Genomic DNA, 14,817 nt, shown 5'->3' on the forward strand with positions numbered 1-14,817 from the left:
GACTTACAGACGTCAGTGGAAGTCTGTAGATCATAAATTGGAGCGGGAAATCGGTCTCGAACCGACGACCTCAACCTTGGCAAGGTTGCGCTCTACCAACTGAGCTATTCCCGCATTTATCTAAGCCTCACACTGTAGCATGTTTAGCGTCGACAAGTGAAATTATAGAGTACTTTTCGCGGGCTCCAAGAATAGTGCAAAGTTTTTTCCATCAATGTTTCACGGAGCCCCGTGACACATCGGCGGGTGCAGGCACCGTCACGGTTTGGGCACCGTCGTCCTCTGCCAATGCAACAGGCTTGCGCTCGAGTGCTATCTCCAGCACCTTGTCGATCCACTTCACAGCAATGATCTCCAGCCCCATCTTGACGTTGTCTGGAATTTCCTGGAGGTCTTTTACGTTTTCTTCAGGAATCAACACCGTCTTGATCCCTCCACGCAATGCCGCCAAAAGTTTCTCCTTGAGCCCACCAATTGCTGTGACCTCTCCGCGCAATGTGATCTCCCCCGTCATCGCAACATCTGCGCGGACCGGTATTCCGGTCAGCGCAGAAACGATCGCCGTCGTCATCGCAATGCCGGCGCTAGGACCATCTTTAGGGGTCGCACCATCGGGCACGTGGATATGAAGATCTCGCTTCTCGAACGCCTCATCGCGAATACCAAGTAAGCGCGCACGGCTACGCACTACCGTGCGGGCCGCTTCGACCGACTCCTTCATGACATCGCCCAGCGATCCTGTGCGAAGGATGTTGCCTTTGCCGGGCATGGTCGCGACCTCGATCGTGAGCAGATCCCCGCCGACTTCGGTCCATGCCAGGCCAACCACTTGTCCCACTTGGTTCTGCTGTTCCGCGCGACCGTAGGTGTACTTGCGCACTCCCAAGTATTCAGGCAAGTTGTCCGCCGACACCTCCACGGGGGCCGTCAGCTTCTTGAGCTGGATTGCCTTGACCACTTTTCGGCAGATTTTGGAGAGTTCGCGCTCTAGGGAACGGACGCCCGCTTCACGCGTGTAGTAGCGCACGATGTCTCGTACGGCGGATTCCGTGACCTGCAACTCGGCATCTTTCACGCCGTTGTTTTGCATCTGCTTGGGGAGCAAATATTTGATGGCAATGTTGGTTTTTTCGTCCTCGGTATATCCGGAAAGACGTATCACCTCCATGCGATCAAGTAGCGCCGGCGGGATGTTCATCGAGTTCGAAGTCGCGACAAACATGACATCGGAAAGGTCGAAGTCGACCTCTACATAGTGGTCGCCGAACTTGTGGTTCTGCTCAGGATCGAGGACTTCCAATAACGCGCTCGAGGGGTCACCTCGAAAGTCCATGCCTAGTTTGTCAATTTCATCGAGCAGGAACAACGGATTGCGCGCCCCCACCTTGCCCAGGCTCTGCAACACCTTGCCTGGCATCGCCCCAATGTAGGTACGACGGTGACCCCGGATCTCTGCTTCGTCACGCATCCCCCCCAGCGCCATACGCACGTATTTGCGCCCCGTTGCCTTTGCAATGGACTGACCGAGCGAAGTCTTGCCCACACCCGGTGGGCCGACCAAGCACAGGATGGGCGCCTTCACCTTGTCCACCCGCTGCTGCACGGCGAGATATTCCAGGATCCGGTCTTTCACCTTTTCCAGGCCATAGTGGTCCTCGTTTAACACAGCCTCTGCATGGGCAAGATCGTGCTTGACCTTGGACTTCTTGCTCCAGGGCAGTCCCGTGAGCACATCAATGTAGTTGCGAACCACAGTGGCTTCGGCAGACATAGGAGACATGAGCTTGAGCTTTTTCAGCTCGCCTTCCGCCTTCTTGCGCGCTTCGACCGGCATGCGCGCGGCCTTGATCTTTTTCTCGATCTCCTCAAGATCCGCGCCTTCTTCGCCTTCGCCCAGTTCTTTCTGGATCGCCTTGACCTGTTCGTTGAGATAGAAGTCCCGCTGGTTTTTCTCCATCTGGCGCTTCACGCGACCGCGAATGCGCTTATCCACATTGAGGATATCCACTTCGCGGTCCAACTGCTCGAACAGATTCTCCAGACGCTGCTTGACGCCTGCCAAGTCGAGAACAACCTGCTTGTTCTCCAGCTTGAGCGGCAAGTGCGCGGCAATGGTGTCAGCCAGCCGCCCCGGATCGTCGATGGCCGAAATGGAAGTCAGAATCTCAGGGGGAATCTTCTTGTTCAGTTTGACGTACTGATCAAACTGCTGCATTACCGCCCGGCGTAGCGCTTCAATTTCACTCGAAGCGGCGTCCTCAGCGGATGCCTGCATGGGCTCAACCGTCGCCGTGAAGTGAACGTCCGATTCATGCACCATGCGAACGTGGGCGCGCTGCTGCCCCTCCACCAGCACCTTCACCGTGCCATCGGGAAGCTTCAGCATCTGCAGGATGGTGGATATGCAACCGACTTCGAACATATCCGAAACCTGCGGTTCATCCTTGGCGGCTGCTTTTTGCGCAACCAGCATGATTCGTCGATCGGCATCCATGGCGGCTTCCAGCGCCTTGATGCTCTTGGGACGCCCCACAAACAGCGGAATCACCATGTGAGGAAAGACCACCACATCGCGCAAAGGCAACAGTGGTAGATCCAGGGGCGTATCGGGCAGGGGTGTGTGTCCGGACATGGGGCAATCCTCTAGTGTAGTGTTTGATTCTTAATGAAACTTAATTGAGCAACCACGCTCCAATGCTCTACTACGGTTTGCATTGGAGTGAAAAATTGCGAGTTGCCCCGACGATTGTGTTGACGGATGAAGAGGAAAGCGAGCTGAGCCGGCTGGCGCGCTCCAAGCGCACCAGCGTCAGATTGGCCCAGCGCGCCCAGATCGTGCTGCTGGCCGCGCAGGGGCTGCAAAACAAGGATATTGCCGAGCAGCTTGGCATTGGGCGCGTGCAGGTGGCGCGCTGGCGTGAACGCTACCTGCAATTGGGGCTGCAAGGTATCGAGCGCGACTTGCCGCGCGGCGCACCGCCGGTGAAGGTGGATGTGGCCAAGCTTGTGAAGCTAACCACACAGACCAAGCCCGAGGCGGCCACGCACTGGAGCACGCGCACGATGGCCGCTGAGTTGGGCGTCAGCGCCAGCACCGTGATGCGCCATTGGCAGGCCCACGGTCTCAAGCCTCACATCGTGCGCGGCTTCAAGGTCTCGCGCGATCCGCAGTTCGTGCAAAAGCTCGAAGACATCGTGGGGCTTTACATGTCGCCGCCCGAGCATGCGCTGGTGCTGTGCTGCGACGAAAAGAGCCAGGTGCAGGCGCTGGACCGAACGCAGCCCGGGCTGCCGCTCAAGAAGGGGCGCGCGGCCACCATGACGCACGACTACAAGCGCAACGGCACAACCACCTTGTTCGCTGCGCTCAACGTGCTCAACGGTCAGGTCATCGGCCAGTGCCAGCAGCGCCACACCCACATCGAGTGGCTGAAGTTCCTGCGTCAAATCAATCGGGAGACGCCCAAGGACAAGACGCTGCATCTGATCGCCGACAACTACGCCACGCACAAGCATCCAGCTGTGCAGGAGTGGCTGGCCAAGCACCCCAGATTCAACATGCACTTCACGCCGACCTCGGCATCGTGGCTGAACATGGTCGAGCGCTTCTTTCGCGACATCTCCGAGAACCGGCTACGCCGCGGGGTGTTCACCAGCGTGCCCGAACTCGTCTCGGCCATCGATGAGTACATCGCGCATCACAACACCAACCCCAAGCCGTTCATCTGGACCAAGAACGCTCGCGACATCCTGCAAAAGGTCATCCGCGCCAATAGCCGATTAAGTTCCAAACAGAATGCAACACTACACTAGTAGTTCCATGGAATATGGTCCATGGACCACATTTTTCAACCCGGCAGCATCTGCACCCAGGTGTTAGTGTAGTGTTTGATTCTTAATGAAACTTAATTGAGCAACCACGCTCCAATGCTCTACTACGGTTTGCATTGGAGTGAAAAATTGCGAGTTGCCCCGACGATTGTGTTGACGGATGAAGAGGAAAGCGAGCTGAGCCGGCTGGCGCGCTCCAAGCGCACCAGCGTCAGATTGGCCCAGCGCGCCCAGATCGTGCTGCTGGCCGCGCAGGGGCTGCAAAACAAGGATATTGCCGAGCAGCTTGGCATTGGGCGCGTGCAGGTGGCGCGCTGGCGTGAACGCTACCTGCAATTGGGGCTGCAAGGTATCGAGCGCGACTTGCCGCGCGGCGCACCGCCGGTGAAGGTGGATGTGGCCAAGCTTGTGAAGCTAACCACACAGACCAAGCCCGAGGCGGCCACGCACTGGAGCACGCGCACGATGGCCGCTGAGTTGGGCGTCAGCGCCAGCACCGTGATGCGCCATTGGCAGGCCCACGGTCTCAAGCCTCACATCGTGCGCGGCTTCAAGGTCTCGCGCGATCCGCAGTTCGTGCAAAAGCTCGAAGACATCGTGGGGCTTTACATGTCGCCGCCCGAGCATGCGCTGGTGCTGTGCTGCGACGAAAAGAGCCAGGTGCAGGCGCTGGACCGAACGCAGCCCGGGCTGCCGCTCAAGAAGGGGCGCGCGGCCACCATGACGCACGACTACAAGCGCAACGGCACAACCACCTTGTTCGCTGCGCTCAACGTGCTCAACGGTCAGGTCATCGGCCAGTGCCAGCAGCGCCACACCCACATCGAGTGGCTGAAGTTCCTGCGTCAAATCAATCGGGAGACGCCCAAGGACAAGACGCTGCATCTGATCGCCGACAACTACGCCACGCACAAGCATCCAGCTGTGCAGGAGTGGCTGGCCAAGCACCCCAGATTCAACATGCACTTCACGCCGACCTCGGCATCGTGGCTGAACATGGTCGAGCGCTTCTTTCGCGACATCTCCGAGAACCGGCTACGCCGCGGGGTGTTCACCAGCGTGCCCGAACTCGTCTCGGCCATCGATGAGTACATCGCGCATCACAACACCAACCCCAAGCCGTTCATCTGGACCAAGAACGCTCGCGACATCCTGCAAAAGGTCATCCGCGCCAATAGCCGATTAAGTTCCAAACAGAATGCAACACTACACTAGGGCTGTTGCCGAAAGACGGGCAGCGTTGTCCGCGGGGCTTACGGCGGACTGACATGCGCGGGGGCGATAGGGTTTTGCCCGTCACCCGGGGCGCAGTGACCGCGCTGTGCGGCCGTGGGGTGCCCGAATATATGTCAAAAAGGCCTGCAGCGCCCGCCCATCAAGCGCGGACAGCTATATTTTGATGAGCATCAACCCCGTCGATGTACTTGGGCCATCAAGGAAAGCTCGCCGGCTTGGGCGCGGGCGTGCTGGCGGGCTCGCGAGCGGTGGCGGCGCAGGCGGCGGAATCCGGAGCAGGATGTAGCCGTGACTCCGGCACCGGCGTGCCGGCACGCCAGCGGCGCACCACGCGCTGGAAGATCAGTGTGTTGGGAATCTGCAGCAGCGTGCCAGGCTCGGGGGCGGTGGCGTCCTCCAGCGTGATGTAAAGCAAGTTGATGTCCATCACGCGGCCCAGGGCGCCGGGCTTGTCGGCGGTGTCCAGCAGTTCGATGTGGTCTCCCACGCGGAACGGGCCAACGGTGAAGATCAGAAAGGCGCAAAACAGATTGGACAGCACGCTCCATGCCGCGAAGAACGCCACCGCGCCCACTGTGGCGAAGCCGGTGAAGGCCGTCCACAGCACGGCCGCTGACACCCCCAGGCGCTCCAGTACCAGCAGGCCGGCGCTGCCCAGGATGAGCCAGCGCACCACGGCGTTGATGGGTATGAGCAGTTCGTGCGGGAACTGGTAGTGGTCGCTGGCCCGCATGATGATGCGCAGCAGTAGGCGCTGCAGCAGCAGCGCGGCCAGGACGATGAGCACAATCTGCACACCGGGCACGATGATGTCGAGCCAGTCGTGCATCCAGAGGGGGAGGGCGGTTTTCAGTCGCGGCAGCATGTCGGGGGAACGAACGGGTGGGCAAGCGCCGGCGCGGCTCAAATCTGCCGCTGCTCGATGGTGTCCATCTGCATCTCGAAGCTGAAGAAGCGGTCCCGGCCCTGGGCCTTGGCGGCATACAGGGCCTGGTCGGCGCGCATGAGCATGGTCTCGGCGCTGGTACCGTCGTCGGGCACGCACGTGGTAATGCCACCCGACAGCGTGAGCGTTTCGCCGTTGGGCGAGCCCGGATGGGCGATGGCGCGGGACTTCAACAGCTTGCCCAGCGCGCGCGCGAACGTCATGGCACCCGAGCGCGGCGTGTTGGGCAGGATCAGTGCAAATTCTTCGCCGCCATAGCGCGAGGCCACGTCGCGCGGTCGCATGCAGACGTCGTGCAGCACGCGGCCGACCTCCTTCAGGCAGGCATCGCCCTGCACATGGCCCAGGGTGTCGTTGTATCTCTTGAAATGGTCCAGGTCGCACAGCATCAGCGTGAGCGGCACTCCGTCGCGCCGCGCGGCGAGGATCTCGCTGTGCAGGATGCGGTCGAAGCCGCGGCGGTTGACCAGCCCCGTAAGCGGGTCCATCTCCACCATTTCGTTGAGGTGCTGGTTGGCCACGTGCAGCTCTTCGGTCAGTTCCACGAGGCGCCTGCGCATGTCGCGCAGCCGGCGCATGGCGCGCAGCTTGGCGGCCAGAACGATCGGCTTGACGGGCTTGACGAGATAGTCGTCTCCGCCGGCTTCGATGCCGCGCCACACATCCAGGTCGCCATCCAGCCCCGAGAGGAAGATGATGGGCGTCCAGCCGCCGGGTTCTGCCTCGCGCATGCGCTGGGCCACCCAGTAGCCGTCGTTGCCGCCAGGCAGGCGTATGTCCAGCAGCACCAGGTCGGGACGCCGCAGCTTGAACAGCTGTAGCGCCGCGTCGGCCGAGGCGGCCTCCAGTACTTCCGACACCCCCACATGGCGCAGCTCGCCTGCCAGTGTGGCGCGCACGGACGCCTGGTCCTCCACCAGCAGCACGCTGAAGGGCTCATGCAGGAACTGCGGAAATGCGTTGGCGCTGGCAGGAGGGCTCATGAGGTGGCGCAGTGGAGGCCGCTGGTGCGGCGGGATGTCAGCGTGGCCACGTACGGCCACGCATGCCCACGGGTCAGTGCTCGCGCCGCAGGGCCGGGAACAGGATCACGTCACGGATGCTCGGGCTGTCGGTGAGCAGCATCATCAGCCGGTCGATGCCGATGCCGCAACCACCTGTGGGCGGCATGCCGTATTCCAGCGCACGTACGAAGTCGTGGTCGAAGAACATGGCCTCGTCATCGCCCGCGTCCTTGGCAGCCACCTGCGCATGAAAGCGGGCGGCCTGGTCTTCGGCATCGTTCAGCTCCGAGAAGCCATTGCCGAACTCGCGGCCGGTGATGTAGAGCTCGAAGCGTTCCGTCACCTCGGGGCGCAGGTCGTTGGCGCGCGCCAGAGGGCTGATCTCGGTCGGGTGCTCCATGATGAAGGTTGGCTGCCAGAGCTTGTCCTCCACCTCTTCCTCGAAGTAGAGCACCTGCAGGCTGGCGAGGGTCCGGGTGGACAGGCGGTCCTTCTCCTCGGTCATGCCCAGTTTCTTGAGCGCGCTGATGAGCCAGGCGGCATCGTCCACATGTGCGCCGGCCTCGGTGTGCTGGTAGATGGCCTCGCGGATCGTGAGGCGCTGGAAGGGCTGGGCCAGATCCACCGCGCGGCCACCGTAGGTGAGCTGCAGCGTGCCCGTGGCCTTGAGTGCGGCATCGCGCACCAGCGCCTCGGTGAAATCCATCAGATCGCGGTAGTTCCAGTAGGCCGCATAAAACTCCATCATCGTGAACTCGGGGTTGTGGCGCACCGAGATGCCTTCGTTGCGGAAGTTGCGGTTGATCTCGAACACGCGCTCGAAGCCGCCGACGATCAGGCGCTTGAGGTACAGCTCGGGCGCGATGCGCAGGAACATCTCCTGCTCCAGCGCATTGTGGTGGGTGACGAAGGGCTTGGCGTTGGCGCCGCCGGGAATGGGGTGCAGCATGGGCGTTTCCACCTCCAGGAAGCCGTGCTCCATCATGAAAGAGCGGATGCTGCCCACAGCCTTGCTGCGCGCGACGAAGCGGCGGCGCGCGGCCTCGTCGGTCATCAGGTCCACGTAGCGCTGGCGGTACTTGACCTCTTGGTCGGCCACACCGTGGAACTTGTCGGGCATGGGGCGCAGGCTCTTGGTGAGCAGGCGCAGGCGCGACACCTTGACCGATAGCTCGCCGGTCTTGGTCTTCATCAGCGTGCCTTCGGCACCCAGGATGTCACCGAGGTCCCAGCGCTTGAAGTCGGAATAGGCTTCCTCGCCAATGGCGTCGCGTGTCACGTAGAGCTGGATGCGCCCGCCGGTGTCACCCAGCGATCCATCCTGCAGGGTCGCGAAGCTGGCCTTGCCCATGACGCGCTTGAGCATCATGCGACCGGCCACGCTCACCGTGATCGCCTGCGCTTCGAGCGCTTCTCCATCCAATGTGCCGTACTGCTGCTGCAGCACTGCGGCATGGTGCTGGGGCTTGTAGTCGTTGGGAAATGCCACGCCTTGACCCTGGGCCTGGTTCTCGCGCAGAGCCTTGAGCTTTTCACGGCGTTCGGCGATGAGTTGGTTTTCGTCCTGGGGGGCTGGTGCAGGAGTGGCTTCAGTGGACATGGCGGAGTGCTGGCTGGAACTTGGGCAGAAACCCTCTATTTTGCCATCCAGGCCGACAGCATCAGCAGCCCAGCGGTGCAAAGGCCGGCGAGCCACCACAGGTGCACCTGCGGCGTCCAACCCATGGGGGCGAGCAGCACCATTATCTGCATGATATTGAAACCTATGGTCAGCAATGAGTAGCGGCGCGCCAGTCCCTGCTGGAAGGGCCGATGGCTCAGGGCCGCGAAGATGCATGCGCTACCCTGCCATAGCATGATGGGCAGGATATAGGGCAGCAGGCCCTGCCATGGAGGCGCCAGCAGTGTGGTCTGCAGTACGGCGGCGCTCCCCAGACCGATCAGCCCTGTGACCAGGGCAGCTGCCATCCCTACGCCCAGCGACTTCAAGCGTGAGGGCCGCGCTTGTGCCAGCAGCACTTGTGACCAAGCCGCGTGCACGATGGCGGGCATTAAGCCGAACAGCCGTAGCAGCACTGCCAGATAGCTGGCGTCCGCCGTGCCATGCTGCCGCTGCCAGGCCAACACCAGAGCTACGCCGGCCACTGCATCCATTACCGCGTGCGCCATGCGCAAGAGAGCGCTGCGGCCGTCGGATTGCCTTGCTGCGGATTGAGGTGGATGGTCGGTGCGGCTACCGTGAAGCAACCAGAGCGCCCCCACTGCATAGCCGCACGCCGCCGCGGCCAGTAGGCCGGTGGCGTTGTCAGCGTTTCCACGCATACCCAGCCCGGCGGCCAGCGCCAGCGCCAGCAAGGGGGGGGCTGTGCGTACGCAGGCGGCGGACATCGGTGATGCCGTACGCAATACCCAGGGCTGGGCCAGGTACCAGCCCATTTGCAACAGCGCTAGCAGCCCGGCCCAGGCCACCACGGTGGCCAAAGGGAGGACGGGACTCGACCACCATAGGGCTGCGGCCACCAGGGGCAGCAGCAGTATCCAGCGCAGCAGGCTGGCGCGCAGAGCAGCACGTAGCGCCCGCTGTGGGGGCAGGTGTGCGTCGGCAAGGAACTGAAGTGGGCTTTGTGCCAGTGCCAGCGTGACCCAGAAAAACGCCACTTGTGCTACGACGGCGAAGTGGCCTGCCGCCGTGGGCGTGAAGAAGTGGAGCATGGCCGCACCCATGAGCGCTTGTGCGATCAGCGCGATCAGGCTGGCTCCGGCCATCAGCAGCGAGGTGCGGTTCACGGGCACAGCCCCAGGCGGCGCCAGAGTGCCAGTCGTTCAAGTACGCGCGGCCATGCCAGTGTGGATACATCAGGCACCACGCAGCCAGCCATGTCTGGTATGGGCAGGTAGGCAAAGCGCGCTCCGTGCTGCGCTTCGAAGGCCCGCACCCAGTCGTAGTCGGTGCTGACCACTGGCAAACCTGCCGCGCAGTATTCGATGAGTTTGGTGGACGTCTGTTGGCTGTACGGCAATTGGTCAGGAACCAGGTTCAGTCCGTAGCGCGCGCGGCGCAGCAGGGTGGGTACCTGACCGTGCGGAACGCGACCCGTGACGTGCCCCAAGGTGTGCAGTGTTTCACGCAGATCGACAGGCGGCTCGCCAATCAGCAGAGTGCGCTGGCCTGCCTGTTGTAGTGCGGTCAAGAGTGGCACAAACTGCCGCAGGCGTTGCATGTCCCCCAGATAGACTCCGTCGAACTCGGGCGCAGCCCGTCTCGCACACGTGGCAAGAAAGGACGGCTCCACGCCCATGTCACGGAACTCGTACGGCACGCCGTCGGAAAATCCCAGCCGATCGCGCACCCAGGTATTCTGGAAAAGGCGGTACTGCGGCACGGGCTGCAGGGCGCGCTTGGCCCGGTCCTTGACCTTGGGCCAGGGCGGCACTGAAGCCGATGCGTATTCATGGATGTGAAAGGCATGGCTGAGCCGCCGCGCCGCGTCGTGCGGCACGCGGCCGCACATCCACCAACAGATGACCGCATCTGCAGGCACGCTCGCAGGGCGGGAATGCACCTGCGCGCTGTGCCCCAGCGCCGCAAGGAAGTCGCCATATGCCGCCAGTTCGGGCAGGTAAGCGCTGCCGGGGTGAATGAAGTGGATCAGCACGCCGCCTCCTGCAGCACGCGTTGCCAGTTATGCGAAAAGCGCTCAGGACTGTAGCGGCGCAGCACCTGGGCCATGTCGTGCGCCAGTTGTTCGGGTGGCATGGCGCACACGGTTTGCACGGCGCGAGCGAGCGCAGCCGCGCTGCAGTCGTGGGCCAGCGCATAGGGCATGTCTGGCCCCAACATTTCGCGCAGCGCGGGGATAGGCAGGCCTACGCAGGGCCTGCCAGCGGCCAGCGATTCCAGCGCTGCCATGGGGCAGCCTTCGTAGAGCGATGCGAGCACGGTAACTTGCCATGGGGCGTACACCGAGGCCTGTACGAGGTGAAAAGGGCGCAACTCCAGCCGGCCGACTTGCTGCAGGTCAGCACCGGCTGCACACAGCGCCGGTTGTGAAGGGCCATCGCCTACCATGCAAAGCCGATAAGTAGTCGGCAGCAAGCGCAGCATCTGCACCAGCAATTCGGGCTGCTTCTCCGGCGCAAGCCTGCCCACGAAACCCAGGTATTGCGGTGACGCGCCCATTGGCGCGGGCTGCCAATCAGGATGGGCGTTAGGAATCACCTCCAGGCGTTGCCCTGCCGCTGCACCGCCCGTGAATTCAAGGAACGAGTCGCGTGTGTGGGCTGAGACGAACACCACCCAGCGTAGTCGGCGATACAGCCAGCGCAGCCAGGCGCGTTTGGCAGCACTGGCATGGGCGTGCTCCAGCACCTCCTGCGTGGGGCCGTGAAGCCATGCCACCACGGGCCGGCGCAGCAGCATGCCCAGCAGCCAGGCTGCATAGGACGGCAGAAAGCCGTTCGTGGCTACGATGATGTCGGCCCGCCAAACGGCACGCAGTAGCGCTCCGATGTGCGTATTGCGCAGGGCCAAGGCGACCGGTATCTGGCCTGCGCACCGCAGTGCATTCGCCAGCGTCTGTGTGGCGGTGTGAATACCGCCAACGGCCATGTCTTCTTGCAACAGCAGGATGTAGCGCGTGTGCATTCTGGTGGAGGGCGCGCCAATAATCGCACGATGCCACACATTGAAACCTATTTGCTGGGCGAGGCTTTCAGCGACGATTTGCCTTTCAGGCCGGGGATTATCGGACATGCCCAGCCACGCGGTGATTTGCTGGCCGGCTGGGTCGCGCAGCAGTGCGTGCTGCATGTGGGCTTTGCCGACCATGCACCACTGATTGCACGCCGCGCCTCCGACGGCAGTTGGTTGCACGCGCTTCTCAGCCGCAACGCACGGATCTGCCATGGTATCGACATCAACGCCACCGCTGTGGACACGGCGCGCAGCCTGGGTTTTGACCACGTGCAGCAGCTCGACGTGTTCGCTCCCGAGGCCCCGCAGGTGCTGGCCCGGTGTGCGCCCGACATGGTGCTGGTGCCTGATGTAATTGAACACCTGCCTGACCCCGCCGCGTTCCTGCGGCGGCTGGCGCAGTGCCTGCCAGAGGCGGAGTTCGTCGTCAGTGTGCCCAATGCGTTGTCCCTGCGCAATGCGCTTCACAGCGTGTGCGGGGTGGAGCATGTCAACACCGACCATCGGGCGTGGTTTTCACCCTTCACACTACTGAAGGTGCTGGCGGATGCAGGGCTAGTGGGCGCCGAACTGCACAGCTGCCAGGTGGCGGCGCCGGGGACGATGAAGGGACGCCTGTTGCATCGGCTGGCAGTGCGCAGGCCGTTGTGGGCGGATGTGCTGGTTGCGCGAGTGAAGGCACGTTGACAACTAGCGCGCTCCGAAACCTGTGAGCACCGTGCGCACCGTCTTGTAGGCAATGAGCAGATCCAGAGCCATGGAGCAGTGCGTCACGTAATACAGGTCATAGCTCAGCTTGATAGCGGTCTGCTCGGCGCTATCGGTATAGCCATGCTGCACCTGCGCCCAGCCCGTGAGACCGGGGCGCACCAAGTGGCGGTAGGGGTAGGCGGGCATGGCTGCGGCAAAGTGGTGCGCGAACTCTGCCTGCTCGGGACGCGGGCCGATGAGGCTCATTTCTCCGCGCAGTACGTTCCAGAGCTGGGGTAGTTCATCGAGCCGCGTGCGGCGGATGAAGCGGCCAACTGACGTGATACGGTCGTCCTGCTGTTTGGCGAACTGAACGATGTGGCTGGCAGGCTCGTGACGCATGCTGCGCAGCTTCCATATGCGGAAGCTGCGTCCGTGGCGACCCATGCGCTGCTGCGAGTACAACATGGGGCCGGGTGAATCGAACTTCACTGCCAGCCCCGCGGCCATACACAGCGGAACCCATAGCGGCACCGTGATGAGGGTCAGGCCCAAGTCCAGCATGCGCTTGGCGATGTCGTAAGCAGGGTAATTGGTCAGTTGCCATAGATCTTGCTCGCCCAGCGTCCCGGTGATTTTGCGGCCCGACAGCATTTCCGCTGCCGCTTCTGCGCTGTAGAGAGGGATGCGCTGGAGTTTGAGCTCGCTGATCCACTGTTGGCGTTGCGGGTCGGGATCAGCCAGCCGGTCTAGCACCACACCGTCCACGGCTGCGCGCTGTTTTCGCGCTGGTAGTCCGGCCACCCAGCTGGTCAGGCGCAGTCGGTCATCGCCTTGCTCCTGCGGGCGCAGCATTTGACGCAGAACGTAGGGTAAGTCGGCATCCACGTAGGCCAGGTGCAGCGTACGACGGGTCCCCCACAGCGCATGCCCGCACAGCAGCCAAGCCAAGGCCAGCATGTAGGCCATCAATACGGCGCCGCGCGAATAGGGCGCTTGCAGCAGTGCAAAGCCCAACGGGGTGAGCAGAAAGGCCACCGTGATCACCACCAGCAAAAAGCCACCCTGCTCCCGCGGCGGTAGATGGGCGCCCTGGTGCAGCCAGCGTGTTGCCAACAGGTAGGACACCGCACACCACAGCACGGTGGCGGGGAACAGCGGTGTGACCCAGCCTGCGTGTTGCATCTTGTGCGCTATGGCGTAACCCAGCGCTTGAGGCAACAGGCCGAGCAGGCTCCACCACAGCAGCGCGCCATCACGCCGTGCCGGGTCGGGTTCGGCGCAGGGTCGGGAGGTGACAACAGGCTGGGTCATGCACGGACCTGGGTGTAGATGGCGAGTATGGCCGACGCCATGCGTTCCGGGGCATGATGTTCTTCGTAATGGCGGCGGGCCATTCGGCCCATTTGCTCGCGCAGCGCGGGGCTGCGGATTAGGCGCTCCATGGCTTGAGCGATGGCCTCCACGTCATTGGACACCAGGAATCCGTATTGTTCGGAGGGGAGCAATTCCGCCATCCCAGGCAGTCGACTGACCACGACGGGCAGCCCCGCCCGCATGGATTCGATCACGGAGATGGGAAGACCTTCGTGGTCAGACAGCAACACGAAAAGGTGGTGCTGCGCGAGGCGCTGGGGCACGTCATCCACGTCGCCCACAAAACTCACTTGAAATAAGCCCAACCCGGATGCCAGCGCCTGCAAGGCCGTGCGATCCGGGCCATCGCCTATGATGCTGGCCGCTACCTCATGCCCCAGGCCATCGCGCAGCCGGACCAGGGCATGCAGGAGCAGGTCGGGGCGCTTGGGTGCGGCCAGCCGGGCTACCATGGCGACGCGCACGGGTTCCAGCCCAGGCTGAGCGCGTTGGCTATTGTTTTCTATGGCATTGGGTACGACGGTCAGCCGGTCAGCGCGAATCGGCAAACCTCGGGCCAGTTGTCGCTCGTGCTGCGATACACACACCATGTGCTCCGTCCAACGCGCCAGCAACCATTCACAGCACCACGCCACTGTGCGGCGTACCCGGGGTACTTCGGGTTTGAAAGCGAAGCCATGCACTGTGTAGATCACGGGCTTGCGGCACAGTCTGCCCGCCAGGCGTGCGACTACGCCCGATACGGCGCTGTGCGCGTGCAGCATGTCGGGTTCGTGCTCGCGGATCAGGGCGCGCAGTTGCAGTACCGAACGTAACAGATGCCAGGGCGCCAGCGAATTGCGCAGGCTTGGCAGGTGGTAAATCGGCAGTCCCAGCGTGTGTAGGTCGCTTTCGAGCGGTGTGGGACCCGTGCCGCCAATGACAGCGCTGAAATGGATGCGGGAGGCCAGAGCCTGGCACAAGGTGCGCACATGGGTCTGGGCACCTCCTCGTTCGCCCTTGGTGATCACTTGCATCACCTTCAGTTTGGCCTGCATGCA

12 protein-coding genes and 1 tRNA gene are annotated in these 14,817 nt (G+C 62.7%); 3 read left to right on the top strand and 10 right to left on the bottom strand.

Annotation, left to right across the window (positions count from 1 at the left end):
* Window positions 1–38: 38 nt before the first annotated feature.
* Window positions 39–114 (bottom strand) — tRNA-Gly (locus I3K84_RS19345).
* Between the two features lie 97 nt (window positions 115–211).
* Entirely contained in the window at window positions 212–2,632 is a 2,421-nt protein-coding gene (lon, locus tag I3K84_RS19350) for an endopeptidase La (RefSeq protein WP_172206602.1), read from the bottom strand.
* A 62-nt stretch (window positions 2,633–2,694) separates the two neighbouring features.
* Here lon and I3K84_RS19355 point away from each other — a divergent pair, with 62 nt between their 5' ends.
* On the top strand, window positions 2,695–3,813 hold the full coding sequence (locus I3K84_RS19355; RefSeq protein ID WP_231403305.1) for an IS630 family transposase: 1,119 nt from the start codon (window positions 2,695–2,697) through the stop codon (window positions 3,811–3,813).
* 114 nt (window positions 3,814–3,927) lie between these two features.
* Complete coding sequence (locus tag I3K84_RS19360) at window positions 3,928–5,046, top strand: IS630 family transposase (RefSeq protein WP_231403305.1); 1,119 nt, start codon at window positions 3,928–3,930, stop codon at window positions 5,044–5,046.
* 217 nt (window positions 5,047–5,263) lie between these two features.
* Here the strand turns inward: I3K84_RS19360 and I3K84_RS19365 are convergent, their stop codons facing one another.
* The 6 genes from I3K84_RS19365 to I3K84_RS19390 all read right to left on the bottom strand — a co-directional run bounded on the left by I3K84_RS19365 (window position 5,264) and on the right by I3K84_RS19390 (window position 11,662).
* Window positions 5,264–5,932: a mechanosensitive ion channel domain-containing protein gene (locus I3K84_RS19365; protein WP_196995184.1), complete on the bottom strand. Its 669-nt coding sequence runs from the start codon at window positions 5,930–5,932 to the stop codon at window positions 5,264–5,266.
* A gap of 38 nt (window positions 5,933–5,970) precedes the next feature.
* The gene (locus I3K84_RS19370) at window positions 5,971–6,996 is read right to left on the bottom strand and encodes a diguanylate cyclase domain-containing protein (protein WP_196995185.1); all 1,026 of its coding nucleotides are present in this window, start codon (window positions 6,994–6,996) and stop codon (window positions 5,971–5,973) included.
* A 73-nt stretch (window positions 6,997–7,069) separates the two neighbouring features.
* Window positions 7,070–8,617 (bottom strand): lysine--tRNA ligase, encoded by a 1,548-nt coding sequence (lysS, locus tag I3K84_RS19375; protein ID WP_011806371.1) that lies wholly within the window; start codon window positions 8,615–8,617, stop codon window positions 7,070–7,072.
* Between the two features lie 35 nt (window positions 8,618–8,652).
* The gene (locus tag I3K84_RS19380; RefSeq protein WP_231403367.1) at window positions 8,653–9,729 is read right to left on the bottom strand and encodes a hypothetical protein; all 1,077 of its coding nucleotides are present in this window, start codon (window positions 9,727–9,729) and stop codon (window positions 8,653–8,655) included.
* Window positions 9,730–9,800: 71 nt separating this feature from the next.
* Window positions 9,801–10,673, bottom strand: a complete 873-nt coding sequence (locus I3K84_RS19385; protein ID WP_196995186.1) for a glycosyltransferase — start codon at window positions 10,671–10,673, stop codon at window positions 9,801–9,803.
* Window positions 10,667–11,662: a glycosyltransferase family 4 protein gene (locus I3K84_RS19390; protein ID WP_103737448.1), complete on the bottom strand. Its 996-nt coding sequence runs from the start codon at window positions 11,660–11,662 to the stop codon at window positions 10,667–10,669. Before I3K84_RS19390 ends, I3K84_RS19385 begins: the two co-directional genes overlap by 7 nt.
* A 30-nt stretch (window positions 11,663–11,692) precedes the next feature.
* Between I3K84_RS19390 and I3K84_RS19395 the strand changes: the two genes are divergently transcribed.
* Window positions 11,693–12,397: a bifunctional 2-polyprenyl-6-hydroxyphenol methylase/3-demethylubiquinol 3-O-methyltransferase UbiG gene (locus I3K84_RS19395; RefSeq protein ID WP_196995187.1), complete on the top strand. Its 705-nt coding sequence runs from the start codon at window positions 11,693–11,695 to the stop codon at window positions 12,395–12,397.
* Between the two features lie 3 nt (window positions 12,398–12,400).
* Here the strand turns inward: I3K84_RS19395 and I3K84_RS19400 are convergent, their stop codons facing one another.
* Entirely contained in the window at window positions 12,401–13,714 is a 1,314-nt protein-coding gene (locus I3K84_RS19400; RefSeq protein WP_135148129.1) for an exopolysaccharide biosynthesis polyprenyl glycosylphosphotransferase, read from the bottom strand.
* Window positions 13,711–14,814 carry a glycosyltransferase family 4 protein gene (locus I3K84_RS19405; protein ID WP_196995188.1) on the bottom strand — a complete coding sequence of 368 codons (1,104 nt, stop codon included), beginning with the start codon at window positions 14,812–14,814 and terminating at the stop codon, window positions 13,711–13,713. Before I3K84_RS19405 ends, I3K84_RS19400 begins: the two co-directional genes overlap by 4 nt.
* Between the last annotated feature and the right edge of the window lie 3 nt (window positions 14,815–14,817).

The sequence above is a fragment of the Diaphorobacter sp. JS3051 genome (assembly GCF_015832135.1).
Taxonomy (GTDB): Bacteria; Pseudomonadota; Gammaproteobacteria; order Burkholderiales; family Burkholderiaceae_C; genus Diaphorobacter; species Diaphorobacter nitroreducens.

Bases quoted from the DNA above. Each gene is read 5' to 3' on its own strand.
- I3K84_RS19405 (WP_196995188.1), bottom strand. From the start codon at position 14,814: ATGCAGGCCAAACTGAAGGTGATGCAAGTGATCACCAAGGGCGAACGA.
- lon (WP_172206602.1), bottom strand. From the start codon at position 2,632: ATGTCCGGACACACACCCCTGCCCGATACGCCCCTGGATCTACCACTG.
- I3K84_RS19370 (WP_196995185.1), bottom strand. From the start codon at position 6,996: ATGAGCCCTCCTGCCAGCGCCAACGCATTTCCGCAGTTCCTGCATGAG.
- lysS (WP_011806371.1), bottom strand. From the start codon at position 8,617: ATGTCCACTGAAGCCACTCCTGCACCAGCCCCCCAGGACGAAAACCAA.
- I3K84_RS19355 (WP_231403305.1), top strand. From the start codon at position 2,695: ATGCTCTACTACGGTTTGCATTGGAGTGAAAAATTGCGAGTTGCCCCG.
- I3K84_RS19365 (WP_196995184.1), bottom strand. From the start codon at position 5,932: ATGCTGCCGCGACTGAAAACCGCCCTCCCCCTCTGGATGCACGACTGG.
- I3K84_RS19380 (WP_231403367.1), bottom strand. From the start codon at position 9,729: ATGCTCCACTTCTTCACGCCCACGGCGGCAGGCCACTTCGCCGTCGTA.
- I3K84_RS19400 (WP_135148129.1), bottom strand. From the start codon at position 13,714: ATGACCCAGCCTGTTGTCACCTCCCGACCCTGCGCCGAACCCGACCCG.
- I3K84_RS19360 (WP_231403305.1), top strand. From the start codon at position 3,928: ATGCTCTACTACGGTTTGCATTGGAGTGAAAAATTGCGAGTTGCCCCG.
- I3K84_RS19390 (WP_103737448.1), bottom strand. From the start codon at position 11,662: ATGCACACGCGCTACATCCTGCTGTTGCAAGAAGACATGGCCGTTGGC.
- I3K84_RS19395 (WP_196995187.1), top strand. From the start codon at position 11,693: ATGCCACACATTGAAACCTATTTGCTGGGCGAGGCTTTCAGCGACGAT.